The sequence below is a fragment of the Kribbella alba genome (assembly GCF_039529635.1).
Taxonomy (GTDB): Bacteria; Actinomycetota; Actinomycetes; order Propionibacteriales; family Kribbellaceae; genus Kribbella; species Kribbella alba.
This window is the reverse complement of record NZ_BAAANE010000015.1, coordinates 1-25,684: the sequence shown is the minus strand read 5'-3', so window position 1 is coordinate 25,684 and position 25,684 is coordinate 1. Positions and strand designations below refer to the sequence as shown.

Genomic DNA, 25,684 nt, shown 5'->3' with positions numbered 1-25,684 from the left:
TCTCACGATGCATGTTCGAATATGTTGGTTTACGATGGTTGATGGCAGACTTGTTGCCCCGGCCGTCCCCTGCGGCCACTCCCGCTACCGAAGGTCGGACGATGAACACACCTCGCGGCGCCCGCCGGACGGACACCGAACTGTCCGACGGACGTACCCTGTTCTACTACGACCCCCTCGACGCGCCTGTCCGCGTCCCGCTCGAGGACACCCGCGGGTTGCCGGCGCCGAAGCCCCAGGTCGAACTGCGGACCGACCCACTGACCGGCGACGTGATCACCTACGCCACCCACCGCAACACCCGGACGTACCTGCCGCCCGCGGACCAGTGCCCGCTGTGCGCCAGCAAGCCCGGCAACCCGACCGAGATCCCGGACCACGACTACAACGTGGCCGTGTTCCAGAACCGGTTTCCCTCTTTCGCCGGACCGGGCCAAGCCGAGGTCGTCTGCTTCACCAGCGACCACAACAAGTCCTTCACCGACCTGTCCCAGGGCCAGGCCCGACTGGTCGTCGAGACCTGGGCGGACCGGACCGCGGAGCTCAGCGCCCGGCCGGACGTCGAGTACGTCTTCCCGTTCGAGAACAGGGGTCGCGAGATCGGTGTCACCCTGAGCCACCCGCACGGGCAGATCTATGCGTTCCCGTTCCTGCCGCCACGGATGCGGACCCTCATGGCCCGCGCCCGCGAGCACCAGGAGGTTGCCGGCAGCAACCTCTTCGCCGACATCCTGGCCGCGGAGCGCAAGGAGGGCACCCGGGTGGTGGCGGAGAACCACACCTGGACCGCCTTCGTGCCCGAGGCCGCGCGCTGGCCGGTCGAGGTGCACCTCTATCCGCACCGCCAGGTCGCCGACATCTCGGAGCTGTCGAATTCTGAGCGCGACGACTTCGCCGAGCTGTACCTCGACGTACTGAGCCGCTTCGACGGCCTGTACGGCGATCCGCTCCCCTACATCGCCGCGTGGCACTCTGCACCGGTCCGGGTGGACCGCGAGCTGGGCTACCTACACCTCGAGCTGCTCTCGATCCGGCGGGCCGCGGACAAGATCAAGTACCTTGCTGGTTCGGAATCCGGGATGGGCGCGTTCATCAGCGACACCCGGCCCGAGGACGTCGCCGAGACACTGCGGAAGGTCGGTTCGTGAGCAAGTTCAGCGAGGTTTTCGGCGTCGAACCGGACGGTGCCTGGCGGGCTCCCGGCCGGGTCAACCTGATCGGCGAGCACACCGACTACAACGACGGCCTGGTGCTGCCGATCGCACTGCCCAACCGCATCGTGGTGACGGCCTCCGCTCGTTCGGACGGCCAGTTCGCCGTTGCTTCCTCCGGACACAGCGACACCATCGAGTTCTCCCTCGCCGGCATCGAGCCAGGTTCCGTGGCGGACTGGGCGGCCTACCCGGCCGGCGCGGCGTGGGTACTGCGTGAGGCCGGCTTCGAGATCGGCGGCGCCAACCTGCTGGTCGACTCCGACCTGCCGTCGGGTGCGGGCCTGTCCTCGTCCGCCGCGCTGTTGTGCGCGACAGCCGTTGCTCTGCTCGGATTGCGTGGCCTCGAGGTCGATCCGGCCGAGGTCGCGCGCCTCGCGCAGCGGGCGGAGAACCAGTACGTCGGGGCGCCCGTCGGCTTGATGGACCAGATGGCGTCGATGTGCTGCACCGCCGGACACGCCTTGTACTTCGACATCCGGGCGATGACGACCGACCAGATCCCCTTCGACCCGGCGGCCGACGGACTCGGCCTGCTGGTCGTCGACGTGAAGGCGCCGCACCGCCATGTCGACGGCGAGTACGCCGCACGACGGAGGAGCTGCGAACAAGCGGCCGCCGAGCTCGGCGTACCCGCTCTGCGTTCCATTGCCTTCGATCAGCTGGACGAGGCGCTCGCGCGGTTGTCAGACGACGTCGTACGCCGCCGGGTGCGCCACGTGGTCACGGAGATCCGCCGGGTGGAAGAGGCGGTGGAACTCATGCGGGCCGGGCGGCTGCGCGAGGTCGGACCTCTGTTCACCGCGTCGCACGTGTCGATGCGGGACGACTTCGAGATCACCGTGCCCGAACTCGACGTCGCGGTGGACGCCGCCCTGGCCGCGGGCGCGGTCGGTGCCCGGATGACCGGCGGCGGTTTCGGCGGCTGCATCATCGCGCTGGTGGAAGCCGACGCGGTCGACGCGACCCTCGCCGCCATCGAGAAGGCCTTCGCCGACCACGGCTTCACCGCCCCGACGTCACTGGCCGCGACCCCGTCGCCCGGAGCCTCCCGGATCAGCTGAACCAGTACGACAGCCGTAGTTCGTGATGATGCCTCTCGGCAAGGGGGCCGCGGAGGGCTGGAGGGTGCGGCCCTGACCAAGAGTCGGGACCTGGGACAGGTAGTCGGGACCTTGAACACGCTATTTCGTGTCCGCGGTCCCTGTTTGGTGTTCAAGGTCGCCACTTCGTGACCGCTGCGCGCCACCGGGGAACGCCGGGGAGCTGCTCGTGGTTCAGGAGGCGATGATCAGTTCGCAGTCGGTGTCGCGCATCGCCTTGCGGGCCGCTGCGGACAGGCCGGAGTCGGTGATGACCAGGTCGAGGTCACCCCAGCCGGCGAAGGTGCTCAGGCCGACGGTGCCCCACTTGGTGTGGTCGGCGACCACGACCACCTCGCGGCTGGCGGCGATGAAGGACCGGTTCGTCTCGGCCTCCATCAGGTTCGGGGTGCTGAGGCCGTGCTCGGCGTCCACGCCGTGTGCGCCGAGGAAGAGCAGGTCGAGGTGCAGCGATTGCAGGGCCGCGGTCGCGATCGGGCCGACCAGCGCGTCCGACGGAGTACGGATGCCGCCGATCAGGACCACAGTGCGATCCGACCTGCCGTTGCCGTGGAACACGTCGGCGATGCGGGCCGAGTTCGTCACCACCGTGAGGTTCTCGACCCGGAGGAGCTGCCGGGCCAGGGCGTAGGTCGTCGTACCGGCTCCGATGCCGATCGCGCTGTCCGGCTGCACTCGGCGTGCCGCCTCAGCGGCGATCGCGTGCTTGGCGGTCGACTCCTGCGTGAGTTTGGCGTCGAAGCCAGGCTCATGGGCGCTGCGCAACCCGACCGAGGTCGCGCCGCCGTGCACCTTGTGCAGCAGGCCGCTGGAGTCCAACGCGTCGAGATCGCGCCGGATCGTCATGTCGGACACACCGAAGCGGTCCACCAGCTCGGCCACGGTGATCGCGCCCCGGCTGTTGACCTCGGCAACGATCGTGGCCTGCCGCTGGGCAGCCAGCTGTCCACCCCGGCCGCGGGACGGTTCGGCGTTCGCTCCGGCTGCGTTCACAGACGACAGCCTAAGACCTGTGGTGACGCATTGCGGTGGAACCGCGTTGATTTCTGCGCTGCCGGAAATGACGTTGCCGTGGCGTCCGCCCGCAGGCGAGGCTGGAGTATGCGATTTCCCGAGGACGTCCCGGTTCTGGCCGATGGTGTGATCACGCTGCGTGCGCACACCCGGGCCGATGTCGAGGCCGCCTACCAGGTGTGCCAGGACCCGGAGATGCAGCGCTGGACCACCATCCCGGTGCCGTACGAGCGTGAGCACGCGGTGCAGTACCTGACCGAGTTCATCCCCGCCGGCTGGCGGGACGGCACCAGCTGGGGGTGGGCGATCGAGTACGACGGGCGCTATGCCGGCACGATCGACCTACGCCCCGGCGAGGGCGGCGTCGGGGAGGTCGGGTTCGCCACGGCTCCCTGGGCCCGGGGCCACGGGGTGATGACGCGAGGCCTGGGGCTCGCGGTCGACCACGCCTTCGAGCAGGGCTGGCGGCGGGTGATCTGGCGAGCGTACGTCGGCAACTACGGGTCACGGCGCGTTGCCTGGAAGAACGGGTTCCGCAATCTCGTCATGGTTCCCGATGGCGGCGTGGCTCGCGGCATCCGCAAGGACGAGTGGGTCGCCTCGATCGCGCAGGACGACCAACGCGAGCCGCAGGGCCATTGGTGGCAGGTGCCGGTGCTCCAAGGAGCTGGCGTGCGACTGCGAGAGTTCCGCAGCTCCGACGCGAAGCGGATCACCGAGGCCTGCAACGACGAGCGAACCCAGCACTGGCTGGCCGGTCTGCCGTCGCCTTACCGGATCGACGACGCCGAGGCGTTCATCCAGGGACGGCTGGAGCTGCTCGCGAGTGGCGAAGGGGTGTCCTGGGTGATCGCGGATCCGGACACCGACGACCTGCTCGGCAACGTCAGTGTGTTCGACCTGAAGAACCGGATCGACAACACCAGCGGTGAGATCGGCTACTGGTCGCACCCCGAGGCCCGCGGTCGTGGAGTGATGACGGCGGCGGTCGGGCTGGCGATCAAGCAAGCGTTCAAACCGATCGAGCAGGGTGGTCTCGGCCGGCGTCGCCTGATGCTCTTCGCTGCCGAAGGCAACACCGCGTCAGCTCACGTTGCCATCGCCAACGGTTTCACCCTCACCGGCACTGCCCGAGCCGCCGGCCCACTCCGCGACAACATCTTTGACAACCTCCTCAGCTTCGACCTCCTCGCCACGGATGACGCACCCGACACCACTTCCCCTCGCCGTGGGACGTTCTGACTGGTTGAATCGACGAGTGAGAGATCGTGAGGAACTCGTCCGCCGCTGGCAGGCCGGGTGGTCTGTGTCGCGGGGCTGGACCAAGGTCGAGGACGACAACGACGGGATCCTGACCGTCCGCGCGGGCGAGGAGAATCGCGCGATGGAATACGTCGTCCTCGACGCGGACGACAAACCCGAACGGGTCGAGCGTGCCGCCGAGCTGGCCCTGACCGCCGGTGGCGGCCGGGGCGCCGGCTGGATCACGCTCGCCACCGACGACCGTGAGGCAAGGATCGAACAGCTCGAGGATCTCGGGCTGGAGGTGCAGCGCGAGCAGGACTGGCTGATGACCATCCAACTGTCCGAGCAACCCGCGCTGAAGTTGAGCGACCGTTACTCACTGCACTCCGAAGTCGAGTCCGACCTGATCATCACGCGCGCCACGCTGCACGGCGGAGTGGTCTCCAGCGGCCGGATGGCCGTGGTCGGCGAGGACGCGGTCGCGGATCGGATCGAGACCGACCCGGCGCACCGAAGGCGCGGGCTGGGCAGCGCGGTGATGGCCTCGCTGGTCGAGACCGCGGCGGCTCAGGGCGCCAAGCGCGGCATCCTGATCGCCTCGATCGACGGACTGCGGCTGTACCGCAGCCTCGGCTGGAAGGTCGTCGCCGACATCGTCATCGCCCGCTCTCGCTAGACCGTCCCTTCCAGGTGGGCGACGGTTTCGGACAGGGCGAGGCCGCACTCGCGCCGAGGTAGTCCCGAGCCTCCCGACTGGACCTACGACAACCCGCGTTTTGCGCCCCCTGCTGTGTTGCGGACCTGCGCAGTACGCGACGCGTAGTACGTCAGAGGTTCGTCAATGCGGGGTGGGATATCTCATCAGGGCTCGTGGTGAGCAGCGGGATCCGCTACGGTCCGGTACCCATGACGGACGTACCGAACGGCCAGACCCCTTTCCTGCAAGGGCCGGACGACTACGGGCCTGACGGGGATCACGGTCCCAGCCACGGTCGGCGCAGGCGCCGTCGTGGTGTGGCCGGGCCGATCATCGGCGCCCTGGCGGTGCTTAGCGTGCTGGCGGCTGGCGGCTGGTACGTCACGCGAGACGCGAAGAACGCGGCCACCACTGGGCAGAGCGAGCCGTTGACGGTGGTGACGGATGCCGGAGCTTCATCGCCCGCCGACGACGCCAGCACGCCCGTGACCACGCCAACCGCCACGCCGAGTGCGACACCGTCTAGGAGTCCGACGAAGACCCCCAGCGCCACGCCTACACCGACGCGGTCGACGACAGCGCCCAGCCGGCGGGCGACGCGGTCACCCAAGCCGACGCCGCGGCCCAGCCACACGAGCACCCCCACCCCGACGACCAAGCCACCGGCTCCCAGTGGTTCGAAGGAGGCCCAGGTGCTGCAGTTGACCAACAGCGAGCGGGCCAAGGCCGGCTGCGGACCGCTGCGGACGAACAGCGCACTCACGCGCGCTGCCAACGCGCACGCGACCGACATGGTGGTCCACCACTACTTCGACCACAACAGCCAGGACGGCCGCAGCCCCTTCGACCGGATGAAGGCGGCCGGGTTCACAGGTGGCTCGATGGCCGAGAACATCGCTGTCGGCTACAGCTCGGCAGCTGCCGTGGTCGACGGCTGGATGCACAGCGAGGGACACCGCCGCAACATCCTCGACTGCGGCTACACGATGATCGGAATCGGTTATGACAGCGGGCAGGTCAAGCCCGACTGGGGCAACGGAAGCTGGGTCCAGGACTTCGGTGGGTGAGACGAACCTCTGGGCTTTGTTAAGACCGATCGCGGACCCGTAACAGTGGCCTTGCGCATCGGTTAGGGTCACTGTTCGGTAACCAGGGGGGCCTGGCCAAGGAACCACGGGGGTTCGGATTTCCGGTACGACGAACTGAAGAGGACTCGCCCACCCATGACGGACTCGCCTACCCCTGGGCGACACCGCAGCAGAAAGGCACCGAAGCGAAGAGGCCTGATCGGCCCGATCGTGAGTGCGCTGTCGGTGTTGCTCGCCATCGGACCGGTGGTCTGGGTGATGACGTCTCGCGACGGCTCGACCGTCGCCGACGACAACGCCACCAAGGTCCTCAACGTCTCCGAGGACAACTCCGGCCCGGCCGCGGTCGATGACACCAGCTCGGCCGGTGACCAGAAGACCGGCAAGCCGCAGGTCACCGTCACCGCGACGCTGCCCAACGGCGCCACCACCACGACGACGCCCACCGGTACGCCGGCCCTCGGGTCGGCCGAGTCGACCACCGGCAACACGCCGGCCGGTGGACCGACGACGGTGGTGACCACGGCACCTTCCGGCACCACGACCGTGACGATCACGCCGAGCGCGCCCCGCACGACCTCCGGCACCAAGCCCCGACCGAGGCCGTCGAGCCCGACCAAGACGGTCACCACCGAGCCGACGCCGAACGACCCGCCACCTCCGCCCACCGGTGGAGGCGGCACCAACGCACAGGAACGCGAGGTCCTCGACCTCACCAACGCCGCTCGGCGCAACCAAGGCTGCGGTCCGCTCTCGCTGGACGACAGCCTGGTCGAGGCGGCCGGCAAGCACGCCTCGGACATGGTCCGCAGGCACTACATGGACCACACCAACCCGGACGGCCAGGACCCCGGGGACCGGATGGCTGCCGCCGGCTGGCGTGGCTCGGGTTGGGGCGAGAACATCGCGGCCGGCTACGACTCCGCGCAGAAGGTGTTCGCCGCCTGGATGAACAGCGACGGACATCGGAAGAACATCCTGAACTGCAGATTCAACAAGATCGGGATCGGCTACGACCCCGGCCAGGTCAAATCCCAGTGGGGACCGGGCAGTTGGGTCCAGGACTTCGGCCGCTCAGGCTGAGCACTGTGGGCTCACCACCGTGTCCATCGGCAACGGTGTGGCGAGCCCACAGTCAACGGCCGGTTGGACCATGATCACTGCGGGTAGATCCGTCTTGCTATACAGCCGCGCTCTCCTCACCAGCGCGCGGTGGGACGAATGAGGCACGTCTTGGGGGCGACCGTGAAGGGAACGCGTACGTAATGTCAGACCGAGGAGCCACCGCTCGCCGCCGGCGCAGCAGGAGAAGCGCCCAGCCCGCCGGATCGCGGCTGCGGCGCACCCTGGTGGCCATCGCAACAGTCACTCTGGTGATCACACCGATCTCGTGGATCCTGCTGCACGAGCCACAGTCGGAACAGGCCGATGCCTCGGTGCCCTACGTCACCAGGCCTGACGACACCTACATCACCGCGTCCAACGAGCCGGTGGCTTCGCGGACAGACCCGCCGTCTGTCAAGCCGAGCACGCCCGGCAGGACCCCGACGGCAACCCCCAGCGGTACGCCGACGCCGTCCGCGCCGGGGAGTCCCACGCCGTCGGCGAGTGCCACCGACACACCGACCGCTGGTTCGACCCACACTCCGGGCGCGACGCCCTCGAGTGAGCCGACCCGGACCGGTTCGACGTCGGCGCCGCGCGAGACGGCACAACCGACCAAGACGCCGAATGCACCGCCACCGCCGCCGGCTGACAACGGCAGCATGACGGGCGACGAGGCCGCGTTGTTCTCGATGATCGACGACGCGCGGACCAGTAACGGGTGTGCGTCGCTGGGCCGGAACAGCAACCTCACCGGTGGGGCGCGGCAGGAAGCCGTCGACCGGGCATCCAGCGGCAAGGTCTCTGCCACGGGCACGTCCAGCGCGGCGGCCGGTGGGGACGACATGAGTGCCCAGGCGGCGTTCAACCGCCTGAAGTCTCAGAGCTCGAGCACAATACTCAACTGCGGGCTGAGCGAGCTCGGCGTCGGCCGGGCAAGCGAGCGCTACTGCTCCACGCAACTGGTGTTCTGCCTCAAGTACTCGACCCGCGTCAGCTGGGTAGCCGACTTCAATCAGTAGCCGGACGATTACGTCCAACGGCGGCTCAGCGAGGCTGGGCCGCCGTTGTGGTCTGTGGATGGGACGATGGATCAAGGTGCTTGAGTCAACCTCCGGCACGGGGTTAGCTTGAGCCTCCACCCACCCCTGCGGGAGGCCGGATGTACGGCGAGCGCGACGATCTCGAGCAGGCCCGGCCGGCACTCTTCGGCATTCCCCCCGACGCGCTCGCGGACGAGCGACCCGATCCCCGGCCGGAAGACGCGCGGCGGATCGGCCTGAGCCGTCATACCGAGGAAGGTGCGGTCGTGCACTTCGCCTCGTCGCTGGACGGCGCCAAGCCCGGGCACAAGATGATGGCCTGGATCCTGCTGGTCACGTTCGCCGCGCCCGCGCTTTACACCCTTTTGCTGCTGCTCTGAAGCTGCTGAGAACCAACGGACCGCGACCCCTCAGGGGCCGCGGTCCGTTCAGCTTGTCGTCCGAGGTCGTCAGCCGACCTTCTTCTGCAGGTTCTCGTCCAGCGCGGCCAGGAAGCCCTCGGTGGTGAGCCACTCCTGGTCCGGACCGACCAGCAGCGCCAGATCCTTGGTCATCTTGCCTTCCTCGACGGTCTCGACGCAGACCTGCTCGAGTGCCTGCGCGAAGCCGGTCACGTCGGGGGTGTTGTCCAGCTTGCCGCGGTGCTTCAGCCCACCGGTCCAGGCGAAGATCGATGCGATCGGGTTGGTCGACGTCGGCTTGCCCTGCTGGTGCTGGCGGAAGTGCCGGGTGACCGTGCCGTGCGCCGCCTCGGCCTCGACGGTCTTGCCGTCCGGGGTCATCAGCACCGAGGTCATCAGGCCGAGCGACCCGAAGCCCTGCGCGACGGTGTCGGACTGCAGGGCGGACCTTCCCGAACCGACGCGGGGGGCGGGCCTACTTCCCGGCTCGACCCGCCCGACCGGCCGCTCTTCCCGGCTCGACCGGCCGCACTACCCGGATCGACCGGCCGCACTTCCCGGATCGACCCGCCGGACCGGCCGCTCTTCCCGGCTCGACCGGCCGCACTACCCGGATCGACCGGCCGCACTTCCCGGATCGACCCGCCGGACCGGCCGCACTACCCGGCTCGACCCGCCGGACCGGCCGCACTTCCCGGATCGACCCGCCCGACCGGCCGCACTACCCGGCTCGACCCGCCGGACCGGCCGCACTTCCCGGATCGGCCCGCCCGACCGGCCGCACTACCCGGCTCGACCCGCCCGACCGGCCGCACTTCCCGGCTCGACCCGCCCGACCGGCCGCACTACCCGGATCGACCCGCCGGACGGTGGCGCACTTCCCGGATCGGCCCGCCGGGTCGGATGCACTTCACGGATCGACCCGCCGGAATTCCGGCGGCGTGTGGGCGGGTCGGGCCGGTAAGTGAACCCGCCACGGCGAGTCGATCCGGGAAGTGGACCGTAGGTGGGCGAGTCGATCCGGGAAGTGAACGGTCGGTGGGCGGGTCGGGCCGGTAGTGAACCCGCCACGGCGAGTCGATCCGGGAAGTGAACCGTCGGTGGGCGGGTCGAACCTGGGGGTGGGCCGCATGTGGCGGATCGGGCAGGGTTTGGCGCGGGGATTGTCCACTGGCGCCAGAGATTCCTGCCGATCTAGGCGAAATCCTCGCCGCAGGGAAGGCGACTGCACCGAGGACAGAAGGCGGGCAGCTGAGCCGAACCTGATCACCTACGTGCCACCACGCCAACCATTGGATCGGACCACCTCGCCGCCACCTGAGCCTTAACTCCAGACCCTGCTTGGCGACATCGCTGAGCGAACGGAGGAGCGGCGACCGACCGTGGGGGCGTAGGTCGAGCGTTGACGGAGGAGGCGCGAAGCCGGGTCGGCGTACTCAGTTCATGTGGTGATCCGCCCAGAAACTGGTGAGGATGATCGAGGTGGCGGCTTGGGCGGCGGATTTGAAGGCGGCCGGGGTCGAGACGCCGTACCAGTGCTCCCCGGCGTAGGTCTTCAGTAGGTGCGCCATCGGGATGGACCCGATCAGGCGCTCCAGGTCGTGCAGCATGCACGCGCCGAGGGTGTAGACGTAACTGCCCCAGGCGGATCCGTACGACTTCCAGTAGCCCATCGAGTTGGTGATCGCGAGCCCCGGCGTCCACGCACCCCCCGGCCAACACCCGGGCCGGGAGTCGCCGGCGTGGAGATCCGTGGCGTAGACCGCGAACGACTCGTCCAGCCACGGATCGGCGTACTCGTTGTTGCCCACGATCCCGTACCACCACTGGTGCGCCAGCTCGTGCACGACCGGCCCCTCTCCAAAGGCCGGCGCGATCAGCAGCACGAACCCCGGGTACTCCATCCCGCTGAACGACGCCCACTTGTCGTTCAGCACCAGGTCCACCTCGCCGTACGGATACGACCCGAAGCGCCGGCCGAAGTCGTCGATCGCGGCGATCGCCTTGGCCCGCGCATCGGCAACGGCCGCGGACGCCACCGCCGACGTCCACCACAGTCGCACCTTCACGCCGCCCGGCGAGGTGACAAGTGCCTGCCGAAACGGCCCGACCGCCCAGGCGAAATCCCTGACCTGCTTGGCGACGCTCACGTTCGAGCCCGCCATCACGCCGGTCGCAGGCACCACCAACGACGCCGGATGATCCAGCCGGACGGTGAAGTCGGCCGAGAGCGTGTAGTAGCTCTCCCCGATCCCCACATCCGGTTCAAGATGCCAGCCGACCTGGTCGTGGACCGCCAGCACGGGCAGCGCATTGCCGAAGAAGCTGTAGGCGCCCGACCGCCCGAACTGCTCACCACGGTTCGGCGCCGTGATCGCCACGTCGAAGGCAATCGAAGCCCGCTCACCAGGTTCAAGCGCCTTCCCCAGCACAACCTTCAACGCGGTACAGCCGACAGCAAGAGGCCCAACAACCCCGCCCTCGATGCGGCTTACCCGGACAGGCGAGTTCGTGCACCCATCCCATGAGTTGCCCCAAAGCCGCAGGTAGATCTCAGGCATCGGAGACGTCGACGTGTTCGTGAACGAGATCCACTCACGCCCTGTCCAAGTACTACCGCTCTCGTTCGCGGTCAGTTGAACGTCGTACGCCGGGCTGCCGGGCGTAGGCATTCCCTTGCCAGCAGCAACCGAAGAAGTTGCGATCAGCAACGGCAGGATGAACAACGGCAGGATGAGCGACAGCACAGCGGTCCGGCGCACGGCGACTCCCACGACCTGAGGTCAGCGGAGTCGAACACTACCGACCGTCAGGCGCCGGATCACGGCCTTCCGGCAACCATTCGTGTACCAAGATCTCATCGCCGACGCTGATGATGCCCGAGGCAAGCACTGCCGCCTTCATGCCGAAGCTGACGCCGCCGCCGTAGTCGGATTGCCGCCGGTACGTCGCGAGCGTGCGCGTCGGCTCGGGTCCACTCTTGCGACCCGTCGCCTGATCCACCGTCGGTACGGCGCAGCGGATCGAGCGAGCGGAATACCCGAGCTCTACCGAGCCGGCAGATGCTCGCAGCACGTGGTCCTCGGTGTGCGGCTCGTCCCAACCGGAGACGACGATGTTCGGCCGGAACCGGTTCATCGGGATCGCCTCACCGCCAGACTCCACGATCCGCGCGTTCAGGCCGTCCAGGGACGACAGCGAGGTGATCAGCAGCGCATGCGCATCCCCGAACCCGGTCAACCCCTGGTGCACGCCCCATCCCGGCCGCTCGTGCTCCGGCGTCACCCGGACCAGCGCCGCAGGTTGCCCGAGCCGCTCCGAGAACCACTCGTCCGCGGCAGGGTTCTGGATCACCCCCGCGCCGAACCACTTGTTGAACAGGCTCACGTCGCGCCGCTTCCCGTCGTACAGGATCGGTACTTCGAGGTCGTCGGCTCCGTCCGCGGACAGGCGCAGCGTGTCACCGAGGACGGCGACCCGGAGTGGTGCCATCGATGGCACCACCCGCTGGCTCAGGAAGGTCCCGTCGGGCTGGACGAGCATGAAGCTCCGGTCGTGTCGCAGCCCGGTCGAGGTGACTTCGGCGCTGCCGACGGACACCCCGGCGAGACCCTTCACCGGGTAGTAGGTCAAGGCGGCGACTCTGGCAACGGACATTCGCCAAAGCTACCTTGAGGCCGGGCAGCGCCCGACCGGTCGTTGACCGAACCTGACCGAACCTGACCGCAGATTGTCCAGTTCGTGCGGCGTGTGATTCAGCGGCCGAAGGTCCCCGCCGGGGCGACCGGCGAGACGAACTGCTCGGTGTCCGTGAGCGGCTCGGCCTTGCCTGCCAGCTCGCTCAACGGCATTGCCTCGTACGGCGGCTGTGCGCGCCGACCGGAGGTGGTCAGGTCGGGAACAGGTTGCGGTGACGCCACCAGGACGACATTGCCGAAGCCCTTGCCGCGAAGCACCTTGCGCTCGGCGAGGACCACGCCCTCGCCCAGTCCGGCGCGAACAGTCGCGGCGACCCGTCGGATGAAGGCAAGGCCGGCCGACCCGTCGATCAGGTTGTGCACCAGGACTCCCCCGGGCCGCAGCACGCGTACACACTCGGCGACGAACTCGCTTGTCACCAGGTTCGCCGGCACCGCTTCCCGCACGAACGCGTCGACGATGACGACATCCGCCGAATCCGCATAGATGCCCGGCAGACCCGCGCGGCCGGACGTCGGGCGGACCTTGATCCCGGCCCGCTTCGGCACGGGCAGCGCCTCGCGGACGAACTCGGTCAGGTCCTCGTCCGGCTCGAGCACGATCTGGCGCGACCGGGGCCGAGTGGCGGCGACGTACCTGGCCAGAGTCAGGCCGGCGCCGCCCACGTGGACCACGGAGACGGGCTGCTTCCGGGGCGCGACGGCGTCCAGGACGTCGCCGATCCGACGGACGTACTCGAAGGCGAGGTTGGTGGGGTCGGCGAGATCGATCTGGGACTGGAGCGAGCCGTCGACCCGGAGGACGAAGGTGCCGTCCGCTTCCGCTTCCACCGTGGCGGTTCCACTGCCGACCTTGCGCTCCACGGTGGCATCTTGTCACCCACGCCATCGACTCGAGCGCGAGACCTGCCCCACCGTCGCCTAACCAGGACGGACTTGCTAGCGTCCGAAGGCAAGTCTGTCGAGAACCCTCTGAGGAGCGATGTCGTGAGCACTACACCCGTGAAGGTCGCCGTCACCGGCGCCGCCGGCCAGATCGGCTACAGCCTGCTGTTCCGCATCGCGAGCGGCGCGTTGCTGGGGCCGGACACCCCGGTCGAGCTGCGGCTGCTGGAGATCACGCCGGCGCTGAAGGCACTCGAGGGTGTCGTGATGGAGCTCGAGGACGGTGCCTTCCCGACCCTGGCCGGGGTCGAGATCGGCGACGACGCCAACACCATCTTCGAGGGCGCGAACGTGGCCCTGCTGGTCGGCGCACGGCCGCGGACCAAGGGCATGGAGCGTGGCGACCTGCTCGAGGCCAACGGTGCGATCTTCACCGTCCAGGGCAAGGCGCTGAACGACCACGCCGCGGACGACATCCGGATCACCGTCACCGGCAACCCGGCGAACACCAACGCGCTGATCGCGAGGAGCAACGCGCCGGACATCCCGGCCGAGCGCTTCTCCGCGCTGACCCGCCTGGACCACAACCGCGCGCTGGCCCAGCTCGCGAAGAAGACCGGCACGCACGTGACCGACATCAAGAAGCTGACGATCTGGGGCAACCACTCGGCCACGCAGTACCCGGACATCTTCCACGCCGAGGTGGCCGGCAAGAACGCGGCCGAACTGGTGAACGACCAGAACTGGCTGGAGAACGACTTCATCCCGACCGTGCAGAAGCGCGGCGCCGCCATCATCGACGCCCGCGGCGCTTCCTCGGCGGCGTCGGCAGCGGCCGCGACGATCGACCACACCCGCGACTGGCTGCGCGGCTCGGCCGACGGTGACTGGCTGTCGATGGCGGTCGTCTCCGACGGCTCGTACGACGTACCGGAGGGCCTGATCTCGTCCTTCCCCGTCACCACCAAGGACGGCGACTACGAGATCGTCCAGGGCCTGGAGATCAACGACTTCTCCCGCGCCCGGATCGACGCCAGCACCAAGGAGCTGGGCGAGGAGCGCGACGCAGTACAGGCCCTCAACCTGCTCGGCTGATCCTCCCCCGAGGTTTCTTGCGTCCGAAGAGCCGAGGGGCAGGACCCCCGGCTCTTCGGACGCAATGAGGAACCGCAGCGCGTCCACGACCACCGGCAGCACCGCGATGATCAGTCAGCTCGGGATGATCAGTCAGCTCGGGATGATCAGGCCGAGGAGAAGGATCGCGGCTCCTACGCCCAGCAAGAAGAAGGTGTCGAACATGCGGCCGCGGACGTGCAGCAGACCGGCGGCGTCATCACTCAGTGCCCCGCGAAGCACCCCTGCCAGCAGGACACCTCCGGCGACGATGAGTACGCCGTTGCGCCAGTCGTAGAAGGTGAGAATCACCAGTCCGGCGGCGGCAACCGCGCCGGACAGCGCCAGCGGCCATTCGCTGCGCCGCTCGGCCGCGCCCGCCATCAGCCGGCGACGGCCGACTCGGCCGCTTCCACCACATTGGTGAGCAGCATCGCCCGCGTCATCGGGCCGATCCCGCCCGGCATCGGCGCGATCCAGCTCGCCACCTCGCGGGCGGCGTTGTCGATGTCACCGACGATCTTCCCCTCGGCGCTGCGACTGGTCCCGACATCCAGCAGTACGGCGCCCGGCTTGACCATGTCGGCGGTGATCAGACCGGCTGATCCCGCTGCGGCGATCACGATGTCGCCGGTACGAACAACCGCGGCCAGGTCCCGGGTGCCGGTGTGGCACTGGGTGACGGTCGCGTTCTCCGACTTCCGGGTGAACAACAGTCCCATCGGGCGACCTGCGGTGACCCCGCGGCCCACCACGACGACCTGCGCGCCCGCGATCGGTACGTCGTACCGGCGGAGGATCTCGACGCAGCCCTTGGGTGTGCAGGGCAGCGGGCCGTCCTGGCCGAGCACCAGCTTGCCGAGGCTGACCGGATGCAGACCGTCGGCATCCTTGGCCGGGTCGATCAGGCCGAGGATCTCGTTGGTGTCGACGTGCTTGGGCAGGGGGAGCTGGACGATGAAGCCGGTGCAGTCCGGGTTCTCGTTCAGTTCCTTCACCTTGGCCGCGACGTCGTCGTGGGAGGCATCGGCCGGCAGTTCGATCTCGATCGAGGAGATCCCGACCGCCGCGCAGTCGCGGTGCTTGCCGGCCACATACGCCCGACTGCCGGGATCGTCTCCGACCAGGATGGTGCCGAGCCCGGGCACGACGCCCTGCTCCGCGAGCTTCGCCACCCGCACCGCGAGCTCGCTCTTGATCGCCGCCGCGGTGGCCTTGCCGTCCAGAATCTCCGCCGTCACAAGGTAAGAGTCTGCCACGCCTGGCATCGCCCCCTTTCCACCAGCCCGGGCGTGACCTGACCCACAGAACTGACCGATCGGTTGAGAACTGACCGAACGGTCAGGAGGATAGTCGCCATGACAGCCACACCGGTCCGGGAACGCACCCGTCGCGAGATCGAGCAGCAGGCCATGGCCCTGTTCGCCGAGAAGGGCTATCAGGCCACCTCGCTGCAGGACATCGCCACCGCGGCCGGCTGCTCGAAGGCGACTGTCCTCTACCACTTCAACGGCAAGCCCGCCGTGCTCGCCGCCGTGGTGGAACCTGCGGCCGCCACCGTCACCGCGCTGATCGAGGAGGCAACTCAGCTAAGGCCGGCCGAAGCACAGGACCGAGCGATCACAGGGTTCGTCGACCTCGCTGTGCGCTTCCGGGGACTGCTCGCCGTGCTCAACGAGGTGGTCCCGACGATGCCCGAGATCCCCGAGTTCGGTCCGATGGTCGCGGACGGGCAGAAACTCATACGCCTGCTGGCCGGCAGCGACGATCCGCGCCGGCTCGATCTGGCCGGGTTCGCCGTCAACGGGGTGCTCGGCGAGTTCCGGTCGCCGCACCAGCGCGCCGATGACGAATTGCGGGAGCTCTGCGTGACCGCCGTCCGCCGGCTGCTGACCGGGCCTTCGCCCGGGCCGACGCACGCCTCCCCGCCCGGTCAGTCCTGACTGCGGCTGCTTCCGACCTGCTCGACCCATCCCACTGCGAACGGACGACTCCGATGGCCAACCTCCTCTACCGGCTCGGCCGGTTCTCCTATCAGCGGCGCAGGCTGGTCGCGGCCGTCTGGGCCGTGCTGCTGGTCGTGCTCGGCGTCGGCGCCCTGACGCTCGGCGGGTCGACGACCAACACCTTCTCGATCCCGGGCACCGAGTCCCAGCAGGCACTGGACGCCTTGCAGAAGGAGATTCCCGCAGCGAGCGGCGCCTCGGCCAACGTGGTCGTGAAGGCCCCGGCCGGCCAGAGCCTGAACAACCCGGCACTGAAGGCGGATGTCGAGGCAACGGTTGCCGCGGCCGCCAAGGTCCCCGAGGTGGCCGGTGCGATCAGTCCGTACACCACCAAGGCGATCAGCCAGGACGGCTCCACCGGCTTGATCAGCGTGCAGTTCAGCAAGTCGGCTGACGCGCTGACCACCGAGGCCAAGGACGCGTTCGACCAGCTCGCCAAGACGACGCCGGCCGGCTTGCAGGTGGTGCCCGGCGGCACCGTGGTCGGCGGCGCGCCGGAGATCGGCTCGACCGAGATCATCGGCGTCGTCGTCGCGGCCGTGGTCCTGGTCGTCACCTTCGGCTCGCTGATCGCGGCCGGGATGACGTTGCTGACGGCATTGATCGGGGTGATCGCCGGGATGGCCTCGTTGATCCTGGTCACGGCGGTGGTGGATGTCTCCTCGACGGCGCCGATCCTGGCGCTGATGCTCGGTCTTGCCGTGGGCATCGACTACGCCCTCTTCATCAGCTCGAGACATCGCACCCAGCTCGCGGAGGGCCTCGACGAGAAGGAATCCGTCGCCCGGGCGGTCGCCACGGCAGGTTCGGCGGTCGTGTTCGCCGGAGCAACAGTGGTCATCGCGCTCGCCGGACTCAGCCTCGTCGGCATCTCGTTCCTGACCGCCATGGGTCTGGCCGCGGCGGGCACCGTGCTGACCGCGGTACTGATCGCCATCACTCTGGTGCCGGCCATGCTGGGCTTCGTCGGCAAGCGGATCCTGCCGCGCAAGATCCGCCAGCAGGCGTCTCCGGCTGAGCAGTCCGTCGAGGGGTTCGGCTTCCGGTGGGCCCGACTGGTCACCCGCTTCCGGGTACCGGTCGTTGCTGCCGGCATCATCGGGCTCGGTGTCCTGTCGATCCCGACGATGGACCTGCAGCTCGCGCTTCCGGACGGCGCCACCGCACCATCGGGCTCGAACCAGCGAGTTGCCTATGACCTCTCCGCTGCCGCCTTCGGCCCGGGTTCCAACGGCCCACTCGTTGTGGTTGTCAAGGGCAACGATGCCGCCTCGACCGGGTCCCTTGCCAATCAGGTTCTCGGCACTGCCAAGGGTTTGAAGGATGTCGTCGCCGTCCAGCCAGGTCCGGCCAGCGCGAGCGGCACAACGCGCCTGATCAGCGTGATCCCGGCAAGCAGCCCGTCGAGTGCCGAGACGGCCGCGCTGGTGGGCACGCTGCGGTCCGCCGTGCATCCGTTGGCCACGAACGGCGCGTCCGTCGCCGTGACCGGCAACACCGCGGTCGGCGTTGATGTGTCGGCCAAGCTCACCGCCGCGCTGCCGGTGTACCTGATCGTCGTGATCGGGCTTTCGTTCCTCCTGCTCCTGCTGGCGTTCCGCTCGATCCTGGTACCGCTGAAGGCCGCGCTCGGGTTCCTGCTCACCATCGGCGCGACCTTCGGCATCACGGTCGCGGTGTTCCAGAAGGGTTGGGGCGCGAGCCTGCTCGGGGTCGACGTACCGGGGCCGCTGGTCAGCTTCCTGCCGATCATCATGATGGGCATCCTTTTCGGCCTCGCGATGGACTACGAGGTGTTCATCGTGTCCCGGGTCCGCGAGGAGTTCGTGCATGGCCGGCATGCCACCGAAGCGACGATCGAAGGGCTCGGACACGGTGCCCGGGTGGTCACCGCGGCCGCGCTGATCATGGCGTCGGTGTTCTCCGGCTTCATCCTGGTGCACGACCCGATCATCAAGACGATCGGCTTCGGCCTGGCGATCGGCGTACTGATCGACGCCTTCGTGGTCCGGATGACGCTGGTCCCGGCCGTGCTCTCCCTGCTCGGCGACCGGGCCTGGTCCTTCCCGAAGTGGCTGGACCGGATCACCCCGAAGGTCGACATCGAAGGCGAGAACCTCCGCGTCACCACCCCGCCACCCGCCGAGAAGGAACTCGTCAGCATCGACTGACCGCCACGTAGTCCGGCCCGGGGACAGGCGCCCCGGGCCGGACTGCCATCAACCGATCAGCTTGTAGACGGTGGAGTTCCCCACGGTCGTGGCGGTGTAGTTCGCAGCGACCCAGGCCTGGATCTCACTGGCCGCGGAGGTCGAGCCGCCTCGACCGCCACCGCCGTTCTGGCCGCCGGACACGTAGTAGGTGATCTTGCCCTCGGCAACATATTGCTTGAACTGCGCGAGGGTCGGCGCGTTGTCGCTGCCGCTCCAGCCGCCGAGGCCGATCACTGCCCTACCACTGGCCAGTTCCAGGCTGGCGGCGGACTGCGAACCGTTCGTCGCTGCCGCCCAGGTCGTGGTCGTCTTCGCCAGCAACGCGCTCAGCTCGCTGTTGGCCTGGCCACCGCGGTCGCCGCCGGGCGGCGTGCCACCGGAACCACGGACCGGACCGCCCGAACCACCCGGCCGGCCCTGACCACCGCCGACGCCGGTTCCCATCGCGCTGTTGCCCGGCCCTGAGGTGGGGATGGATCCACTGTGCGTCTGGGCCGCGGTCGACACCGCGTAGGCCGTGCTGCCCAGACCCAGGGCTAGGACCAGCGTGAGGATGACCGCTGGGACCAACCTTCGTGCTCCGACCAACAGACGACCCCCGAGTACGAAGGCGACCGCAGCCAGGCCGACTGCCAGGATGGCGAACTTCAGCCATGGGACGAAGGTCGGCGTGCGGCTGAGCAGCACGTAGTCCCAGATCGCTGTGGCTGCAACCATCGCTGCCAGAAACAGGCGAGCCGGGAGCTCCGCCCGCCGCTGCCAGAAGGTGTAGCCCCCGATCCCGATCAGCCCGGCGATGGCCGGAGCCAGGGCGACGGCGTAGTACGGGTGGATGATGCCGCTCATGTAGCTGAAGACCCCAACCGTGACGATCAGCCAGCCACCCCACAGCAACAGAGCCGCGCGAGTCCGGTCGGTCCGCGGCGCGCGGCGGGTGAGCCACAGGCCGGCGACCAGTGCGATCAGCGCGGCTGGCAGGAGCCAGGAGATCTCGCCGCCGAAGGCGTCGCCGAACATCCGCGTCAATCCGGTGCTGCCGCCGAACGAGGTGTTCGTACCGCCTCCGCCGCCACCCGGGCCGCCTGCCCCGCCGCCCCTGCCGCCCTCGCCGCCCAGGATGCGGCTGAGGCCGTTGTAGCCGATCGCCAATTCCAGCAGCGAGTTGTTGGTGGAGCCGCCGATGAAGGGTCGGCTCGACGCCGGCCACAGCTCGACCAGGGCGACGTACCAGCCGGCTGAGACGACTACCGCCCCCAATGCGCCAACGAGGTGCAGCAGCCGTTTCCGTACCGAGGTCGGCGCGGCGATCAGGTAGACGAGCGCAAAGGCCGGAAGGACCAGGAATCCCTGCATCATCTTGGTGAGGAAGGCGAAACCGATGGCGACGCCGGCCCACACAAGCCATTTCGCACTGGCCTTCTCAAGCGCTCGCGTGACGCAATAGGCCGCAGCGACCATCAACAGGACCAGGAAGGCGTCAGGGTTGTTGAAGCGGAACATCAGTACGGCGACCGGGGTGACGGCCAAAGTTGCCCCGGCGATCAGGCCAGCCGCAGGACCGGCCGTCCGCTTCACCGTCGCGTACAGCAAGGCGACCGCGGCCACACCCATCAAGGCCTGCGGAACCAGCACCGAGAAACTGGAGAAGCCGAACACCCGGGCGAACGCCGTAGCGACCCAAAGGGCACCTGGCGGCTTGTCGACGGTGATCGCGTTGCCCGCGTCCAGTGAGCCGAACAGCCAGGCCTTCCAGCTCTGGGTTCCGGCCTGCACCGCGGCGGCGTAGAACGTATTGCCATAGCCGGAGGCGGTCAGGTTCCACAGGTACAGCACCGCCGTGCCCACTAGCAGCAGGAAAGCCGACGGCCGGACGAACCCAGGCTGGTCGGCCGGTCCGCGAACAAAACGCCCGAGCCGACCCGGGCCAACTGGCGGCGCCTCCGGGTTGTCGGTGCCGGCGGAGGTCCGCGGCGGCGTGAGCACGTTGGTCATGGTCGTCCTCCAGTCGGTCGTGCCTGATCGGTCATCAGAAACGATGCCGAGCAGGACTGCGACCGCCCTGCGAGGCGGCTGGGACCTTCCTGTGAACCCGCGGCCGGGTGTCGGGAATGAGCAGAGCCTTGCAGGAGTTGGGAAGGTTAGTTTATTCTTGAACTACCTGAGTTGAGGAGACAGCTATGCCTGCCGTGACCGTCAGCGACATCACCGTCCTGCCCCGCGTCCACCAGCCGGATCCCGCCGTGGCGAACGAGCGCGCGGTCCGATCTGTGACGTCCGCGCCGAGCGGCTTCGAGGGTGAGGGCTTCCCGGTACGACGCGCCTTCGCGGGCGTGGATATGCGGGATCTGGACCCCTTCATCCACATGGACCAGATGGGCGAGGTCGAGTACGCGCCGGGCGAGCCGAAGGGCACCCCCTGGCACCCGCACCGCGGCTTCGAGACCGTCACCTACATCCTGGACGGGATCTTCGAGCATCACGACTCCAACGGCGGCGGCGGGGTCATCTCCAACGGCGACACCCAGTGGATGACGGCCGGCAGCGGCCTGCTCCACATCGAGACCCCGCCGGAGCACCTGGTGCTCAGCGGCGGCCTGTTCCACGGCATCCAGCTGTGGGTGAACCTGCCGAAGGCGCAGAAGTGGGCTCCGCCGCGCTACCAGGACATCCGCGGTGGTGACTCCGCTCTGTTGTCCACCGAGGACGGCGGCGCGCTGATCCGGGTGATCGCGGGCTCCGTCGGCGGCTACGACGGCCCCGGCTCCACCCACACACCGATCACCCTCGTGCACGCCACGGTCAGCCCGGGCGCCGAGATGGTTCTGCCCTGGCAGCCGGACTACAACGCACTCGTCTACGTCCTCGCCGGACAGGGCACGGTCGGCGCCGAGCACCGCCCGATCCGCAAGGGCCAGCTGGCTGTCTTCGGCCCCGGCGACACCATTCGTACTTCGGCCGCTACCTCGCAGCCGCAGGCCGAACCGAACCTGGACGTGCTCGTCCTGGGCGGTCGCCCGATCCGCGAGCCGATCGCGATGGCCGGCCCGTTCGTGATGAACACCCGCGCCGAGGTGATCCAGGCTTTCGAGGACTTCCAGGCCGGCAAGCTCGGCTCGATCCCCGCAGTCCACGGCGCCCCCACCGAACTCCGCGAATCCAACTGACCACCCGCTCGGTACGGCGTACCGGCAGCATCACGCGCGGGTAGTACAGGCAGCACATTCCAAGCGGCAGGACCTTCAACGGTCCTGCCGCTTGGCTATTTCAGAGGCGACAGGGCCCCGGCAGTAGGGCCCTGCGGTGGATCGTGTGCGTTGTGGGCGAGAAGGCGACGTGGATCGGCTCAGCGAAGATTACGGTGCAACGCCGAGATCAACTCCCCGTTTGCGGTGTCACCGTCGAGCGACCAGATCATCGCGCCCCCAAGGTTTCGCTTGGAGATGTACTGCGCCTTGCGCTTCATCTCGGTCTGGTCGTCCCAGGTCCAGAAGGTGGTCCCGTCGAACAGCCAGGCGAACCCGGCCTTCTCGTCCCGGTAGACGGTGAAGTCACCCGCCTTCGCCTTCAGCAACCGATAGTCCTCATAGCCTGCCTCGTACGTCGCGGGCGCGGGTCCGGTGGCCGTCTGGAAGAGCCCGTTGTTCTGGTTCGTCACACCGGTCCAGCCGCGGCTGTAGAACGGCACACCCATGACGAGCTGGTTCCGCGGCGCGCCCCTGGACAGGTACGCGTCGATGGTCACCTGCGAGCTGAACTCGTCCGTCGACGGGTCACCGGCAGGTCCGTCGATCGCCGACTGCTGGTTCGTCACCGGGTCCCAGGCACCGTGGTAGTCGTACCCCTGGGTGGTCCCGAACGTCAGGTCGCGGAACAGTTGCTTGACCTCGAACCCGTTGTCGATCTGCTCGGGCGCGGCCGGCAGGAAGGCGGTCAGGTTGTAGCGGCCCTTGAACGGCCAGGATGCCCGGTCCAGTTGCTTGCGGTACTCGTGCACCAGCGCGGTGAAGTTCTGCTTGTCCTCCGGCCGGACCACATTGCCCGGGTTGCCCTCGCTAGCGGGCCACTCCCAGTCCAGGTCGACGCCGTCGAAGACGCCCTTGGCGGCACCGGCCGGCGCACCCGGCAGGTCACCCTTCAGCCACATGTCCAGGCAGGACTTCACACTCGCGGCCCGGGAGGCCGGGGTGAGCGCGGCGTCGGAGAAGTACTTCGAGCCGGTCCAGCCGCCGAGCGAGATGCTGACCCGCAGCTTCGGGAACTTCTGCTTCAACTGCTTGAGCTGGTTGAGGTTGCCGGCCAGCGCCTGGCCCGGCTCGTCCGCCTTGCCGCTGACGCTCTGCTCGGCGGTGAAGGGCCGCTGGTAGTCGGCCCACGGGTCGCTGCTGACACAGTTGCCGTGCTCGTCCAGGAACCCGAACGCGTAGTTCAGCTGGGTGAGCTTGGCGGCCGTTCCGTTCTTGACCAGGTCACTGACCAGGAAGTTGCGGTCGTAACCGCTCCACTGGGTGTAGTAACCGACAACCTGCTTCTGGCTGTGGGCCTCAGCTGGCACCGCGGACAGTCCCAGCGGTACTACGACCGCGGCTGCCACGAGCAGCGCCAGGCTCCGACGTTTCACCGACATTGTTCTCCCCAACGGGCGGGTTAAGGGACAGGGTTGGCTCACCCTAGGTCGGTCCGGTGCATTAGGCAACGTCTCTCTCGAAAGCAACTGCGTCGGTGGCGGCCGCCTAGGAGCGCGTTCTTAGCCCATTCGCTGGGGGAACTCGCCCCGCAGTGCTCAGGCCGGCTCCGCGGTGTCGACCAGCAGGGCGTATTCCTCGACAGCTCGGATCGAGCTACCGGTCGCCGCAACCAGGTCGGCCCGGATCGCAGCGGCGGCGCTGCGGTTGGCATCGAGGGTGGTGAAATCGTCCCATCGGGTCTCGCTGATCGAGCGTCCCGTCTTCCGATCGATGAACAGCAGCGCTGCGACGAACCCAGGCGTCTCGGTCAGCCAGGGCAGCGCGGTGTCCTCGTAGCCCGCCACGACGTCGTCGATTCTCGACGCATCGGTGTCCATCCTGGTCAGCCGCATCCCGGCGCCAGGCTGTGTGCGTCCGACCCGGGTGAAGCTGCCAACCGCGAAGCGCTCGGACGAGATCGTCCCGCCACTGAACCGGGCCACCTCCGCGCGGCTCGGGGCGACGGTCTTCTCGTGCTCTCGCATCGCGTCGTGCGACACCCAGAACTCCTCGATCACCGCGACCCCGAGCTCGTTCACGGACACGGACAATCCCTGGCTGCCGACAAGATCCTCCAGCAGCGGTCGCGTCTTCTCTTCCAGGTAGCGGATCGCCTCGCCGAGCCGCGCCGGATCTGCCGCCAATAAGTTGACCTGGACGTGCTGCACAGCTCCTCCTCGGGTCAGCCGCCGCGCGCCACGCGGCACGCGCCTATCCCTCGACGCTCCTCGGTTTCGGCACCGGCGGCATCCCGCATCCAGGCTGCACATTCTGCTGACGGAGGCGTCGTCAGGCGCATGGTCCGAGTTCTTTTGGGCACCGCTACGCGTCACCTGCACAGAGACGAGGACCGACGTGGAGACCAGGGAATTCTTCCGGACCGTGGCGGAACGCTCGGCCCTGTCCCGCGAAGAAGCGGCCGATCTGACCAGGGCGACGCTGCAGGCGTTGGGCGAGCGACTCAGCGCGACCGAGGTCCATCACCTCGCGCTACAACTCCCCGATGAGCTGACGGACTCCCTCGGCACTCCGAAAGAGGCGGCCGACAACTTCGGCTTCGACGAGTTCATCCGCCGCGTCAGCGAACACACCGGCCTCACGGTCCGCGATACCACCGAGGGCGTCCGCGCAGTACTGACGACCCTGCACGAATCCCTCGGCGACGAACAGTTCAACCACGTGACCGCCCAGCTACCCAGCGAGTTCCGCGCCATGGCCTGACCGCGATACCGGGAGGAGCGGCGTCGGTCCCATGCCGATGAAGTTGATCGTCGCAACGACACGGCCCTGCAGCTGAATGGGTGTAACGGTCTGCCGGATAGCCATCACGGTGACGTCGACCAGCTGGCCGAAGGTGCCGAAGACGAAGTTCATTGCCATAAGCAAGGTAATCGTGAGCAGGCACGGCGATTCGTAGACTCAGCGCCATGTCCGGATACCTGCAGGTCTCGACGACGACAGCGACCCGCGAGGACGCCACCAAGCTCGCACGATCCGCAGTCAAGGCGGGCCTCGCCGCCAGCGCCCAGGTGCACGGACCAGTGACGACTATCTTCTGGCACCTCGGCGAATTCGGCGACGGAGATGAGTGGCAGGTGACCCTCAAAACAACGACCACCCGGTACGCCGAACTGGAGGCGCACCTGCTGACCGAGCATCCGTGGGACAACCCGGAGGTGACCGCCACCGAGATCAGCCACGGATCACCGAGCTACCCTTGCCTGGCTGGACCGCAGCACGAATCCCTAGTACTACAGCCGGACCCTGTGATGTTGCGGGGACGGGCCCGGTGGCGCGCAGCGGTCACGAAGCGGGGACCTTGAACACCAAACAGGGACCGCGGACACGAAATAACGTGTTCAAGGCCCCGACTACCTGTCCCAGGTCCCCACTCTTGGTCAGGGCCGCACCCACCCAGCCCTCCGCGACCCCTGCCGAAAGGCATCATCACGAACTACGGCTGTCGTACTAGCGCTCGGGGGAGCCAGTTTCTGTGGACAACTGGGCCCGATACGGCACCCTTGCGTCCACAGGTCTACGGTTGCTGTGGACAACTTGGCGGGTTTTGGTCAATCACGGAATCCCTTATCTATAACGGGTTCTCGGCACAGAAACTGTCGGCGGCCCCGTCTACAGTTG

At 68.2% G+C, this 25,684-nt stretch carries 26 protein-coding genes; 14 read left to right on the top strand and 12 right to left on the bottom strand.

The genetic code is table 11. The features are described from left to right. Window positions 1-101 precede the first annotated feature (101 nt). Both galT and galK read left to right on the top strand, forming a co-directional pair. Complete coding sequence (galT, locus tag ABD210_RS30785) at window positions 102-1,148, top strand: galactose-1-phosphate uridylyltransferase (protein ID WP_344116339.1); 1,047 nt, start codon at window positions 102-104, stop codon at window positions 1,146-1,148. Further along, window positions 1,145-2,275: a galactokinase gene (galK, locus tag ABD210_RS30780; RefSeq protein ID WP_344116338.1), complete on the top strand. Its 1,131-nt coding sequence runs from the start codon at window positions 1,145-1,147 to the stop codon at window positions 2,273-2,275. The genes galT and galK overlap by 4 nt, the downstream gene beginning before the upstream one ends. Before the next feature lie 213 nt (window positions 2,276-2,488). On the opposite strand, the gene ABD210_RS30775 is transcribed toward galK, so the two are convergent. Beyond that, window positions 2,489-3,307 carry a DeoR/GlpR family DNA-binding transcription regulator gene (locus ABD210_RS30775; RefSeq protein ID WP_344116336.1) on the bottom strand — a complete coding sequence of 273 codons (819 nt, stop codon included), beginning with the start codon at window positions 3,305-3,307 and terminating at the stop codon, window positions 2,489-2,491. Between the two features lie 108 nt (window positions 3,308-3,415). On the opposite strand from ABD210_RS30775, the gene ABD210_RS30770 reads away from it, so the two are divergent. Continuing rightward, complete coding sequence (locus ABD210_RS30770; RefSeq protein WP_344116334.1) at window positions 3,416-4,570, top strand: GNAT family N-acetyltransferase; 1,155 nt, start codon at window positions 3,416-3,418, stop codon at window positions 4,568-4,570. 16 nt (window positions 4,571-4,586) lie between these two features. Continuing rightward, window positions 4,587-5,249, top strand: a complete 663-nt coding sequence (locus ABD210_RS30765; RefSeq protein WP_344116333.1) for a GNAT family N-acetyltransferase — start codon at window positions 4,587-4,589, stop codon at window positions 5,247-5,249. Between the two features lie 298 nt (window positions 5,250-5,547). Here ABD210_RS30765 and ABD210_RS30760 read toward each other — a convergent pair whose 3' ends face one another. Next, window positions 5,548-5,916 carry a hypothetical protein gene (locus ABD210_RS30760; protein ID WP_344116331.1) on the bottom strand — a complete coding sequence of 123 codons (369 nt, stop codon included), beginning with the start codon at window positions 5,914-5,916 and terminating at the stop codon, window positions 5,548-5,550. A 46-nt stretch (window positions 5,917-5,962) separates the two neighbouring features. Here ABD210_RS30760 and ABD210_RS30755 point away from each other — a divergent pair, with 46 nt between their 5' ends. The 4 genes from ABD210_RS30755 to ABD210_RS30740 all read left to right on the top strand — a co-directional run bounded on the left by ABD210_RS30755 (window position 5,963) and on the right by ABD210_RS30740 (window position 8,885). After that, window positions 5,963-6,337: a CAP domain-containing protein gene (locus ABD210_RS30755; RefSeq protein WP_344116330.1), complete on the top strand. Its 375-nt coding sequence runs from the start codon at window positions 5,963-5,965 to the stop codon at window positions 6,335-6,337. A 231-nt stretch (window positions 6,338-6,568) separates the two neighbouring features. Continuing rightward, window positions 6,569-7,441: a CAP domain-containing protein gene (locus tag ABD210_RS30750; protein ID WP_344116328.1), complete on the top strand. Its 873-nt coding sequence runs from the start codon at window positions 6,569-6,571 to the stop codon at window positions 7,439-7,441. Window positions 7,442-7,731: 290 nt separating this feature from the next. Continuing rightward, entirely contained in the window at window positions 7,732-8,484 is a 753-nt protein-coding gene (locus tag ABD210_RS30745; protein ID WP_344116327.1) for a spore germination YkwD domain-containing protein, read from the top strand. Window positions 8,485-8,624: 140 nt separating this feature from the next. Next, window positions 8,625-8,885: a hypothetical protein gene (locus ABD210_RS30740; RefSeq protein WP_344116325.1), complete on the top strand. Its 261-nt coding sequence runs from the start codon at window positions 8,625-8,627 to the stop codon at window positions 8,883-8,885. Window positions 8,886-8,954: 69 nt separating this feature from the next. Here the strand turns inward: ABD210_RS30740 and ABD210_RS30735 are convergent, their stop codons facing one another. From ABD210_RS30735 to ABD210_RS30720, 4 genes are all read right to left on the bottom strand, one after another. Next, entirely contained in the window at window positions 8,955-9,347 is a 393-nt protein-coding gene (locus ABD210_RS30735; protein ID WP_425552772.1) for an isocitrate/isopropylmalate family dehydrogenase, read from the bottom strand. 995 nt (window positions 9,348-10,342) lie between these two features. Beyond that, window positions 10,343-11,680: a M1 family metallopeptidase gene (locus tag ABD210_RS30730; protein WP_344116323.1), complete on the bottom strand. Its 1,338-nt coding sequence runs from the start codon at window positions 11,678-11,680 to the stop codon at window positions 10,343-10,345. A gap of 25 nt (window positions 11,681-11,705) precedes the next feature. After that, window positions 11,706-12,563 (bottom strand): MOSC domain-containing protein, encoded by an 858-nt coding sequence (locus tag ABD210_RS30725; protein ID WP_344116321.1) that lies wholly within the window; start codon window positions 12,561-12,563, stop codon window positions 11,706-11,708. A gap of 98 nt (window positions 12,564-12,661) precedes the next feature. Then, complete coding sequence (locus tag ABD210_RS30720) at window positions 12,662-13,468, bottom strand: spermidine synthase (RefSeq protein ID WP_344116320.1); 807 nt, start codon at window positions 13,466-13,468, stop codon at window positions 12,662-12,664. A gap of 123 nt (window positions 13,469-13,591) precedes the next feature. Between ABD210_RS30720 and ABD210_RS30715 the strand changes: the two genes are divergently transcribed. Next, the gene (locus ABD210_RS30715; protein ID WP_344116319.1) at window positions 13,592-14,584 is read left to right on the top strand and encodes a malate dehydrogenase; all 993 of its coding nucleotides are present in this window, start codon (window positions 13,592-13,594) and stop codon (window positions 14,582-14,584) included. A gap of 132 nt (window positions 14,585-14,716) precedes the next feature. Here the strand turns inward: ABD210_RS30715 and ABD210_RS30710 are convergent, their stop codons facing one another. Both ABD210_RS30710 and ABD210_RS30705 read right to left on the bottom strand, forming a co-directional pair. Further along, a complete protein-coding gene (locus tag ABD210_RS30710) occupies window positions 14,717-14,986 on the bottom strand; it encodes a DUF3017 domain-containing protein (protein ID WP_344116318.1) in 270 nt (89 codons plus the stop codon). After that, window positions 14,986-15,843, bottom strand: a complete 858-nt coding sequence (locus ABD210_RS30705; protein WP_344116317.1) for a bifunctional methylenetetrahydrofolate dehydrogenase/methenyltetrahydrofolate cyclohydrolase — start codon at window positions 15,841-15,843, stop codon at window positions 14,986-14,988. Before ABD210_RS30705 ends, ABD210_RS30710 begins: the two co-directional genes overlap by 1 nt. Window positions 15,844-15,960: 117 nt before the next feature. Between ABD210_RS30705 and ABD210_RS30700 the strand changes: the two genes are divergently transcribed. Then, entirely contained in the window at window positions 15,961-16,545 is a 585-nt protein-coding gene (locus tag ABD210_RS30700; RefSeq protein ID WP_344116315.1) for a TetR/AcrR family transcriptional regulator, read from the top strand. A 53-nt stretch (window positions 16,546-16,598) separates the two neighbouring features. After that, window positions 16,599-18,779 (top strand): MMPL family transporter, encoded by a 2,181-nt coding sequence (locus tag ABD210_RS30695; RefSeq protein WP_344116314.1) that lies wholly within the window; start codon window positions 16,599-16,601, stop codon window positions 18,777-18,779. Window positions 18,780-18,827: 48 nt separating this feature from the next. Here ABD210_RS30695 and ABD210_RS30690 read toward each other — a convergent pair whose 3' ends face one another. Further along, on the bottom strand, window positions 18,828-20,813 hold the full coding sequence (locus tag ABD210_RS30690; protein WP_344116311.1) for a glycosyltransferase family 39 protein: 1,986 nt from the start codon (window positions 20,811-20,813) through the stop codon (window positions 18,828-18,830). 185 nt (window positions 20,814-20,998) lie between these two features. Here ABD210_RS30690 and ABD210_RS30685 point away from each other — a divergent pair, with 185 nt between their 5' ends. Next, on the top strand, window positions 20,999-21,985 hold the full coding sequence (locus tag ABD210_RS30685; RefSeq protein WP_344116309.1) for a pirin family protein: 987 nt from the start codon (window positions 20,999-21,001) through the stop codon (window positions 21,983-21,985). Between the two features lie 179 nt (window positions 21,986-22,164). On the opposite strand, the gene ABD210_RS30680 is transcribed toward ABD210_RS30685, so the two are convergent. Together ABD210_RS30680 and ABD210_RS30675 are read right to left on the bottom strand one after the other, a co-directional pair. Next, the gene (locus ABD210_RS30680) at window positions 22,165-23,445 is read right to left on the bottom strand and encodes a glycoside hydrolase family 18 protein (RefSeq protein WP_344116308.1); all 1,281 of its coding nucleotides are present in this window, start codon (window positions 23,443-23,445) and stop codon (window positions 22,165-22,167) included. Window positions 23,446-23,601: 156 nt separating this feature from the next. After that, complete coding sequence (locus ABD210_RS30675; RefSeq protein ID WP_344116307.1) at window positions 23,602-24,213, bottom strand: hypothetical protein; 612 nt, start codon at window positions 24,211-24,213, stop codon at window positions 23,602-23,604. Between the two features lie 187 nt (window positions 24,214-24,400). On the opposite strand from ABD210_RS30675, the gene ABD210_RS30670 reads away from it, so the two are divergent. Next, window positions 24,401-24,766, top strand: coding sequence for a DUF2267 domain-containing protein (locus tag ABD210_RS30670; protein WP_344116306.1), 366 nt, complete (start codon window positions 24,401-24,403; stop codon window positions 24,764-24,766). On the opposite strand, the gene ABD210_RS30665 is transcribed toward ABD210_RS30670, so the two are convergent. Beyond that, a complete protein-coding gene (locus ABD210_RS30665; protein WP_344116304.1) occupies window positions 24,737-24,919 on the bottom strand; it encodes a hypothetical protein in 183 nt (60 codons plus the stop codon). The two genes, ABD210_RS30670 and ABD210_RS30665, sit on opposite strands and share 30 nt — an antisense overlap. Window positions 24,920-24,972: 53 nt before the next feature. On the opposite strand from ABD210_RS30665, the gene cutA reads away from it, so the two are divergent. Beyond that, entirely contained in the window at window positions 24,973-25,368 is a 396-nt protein-coding gene (gene cutA / locus ABD210_RS30660) for a divalent-cation tolerance protein CutA (protein ID WP_344116302.1), read from the top strand. Window positions 25,369-25,684: the final 316 nt, after the last annotated feature.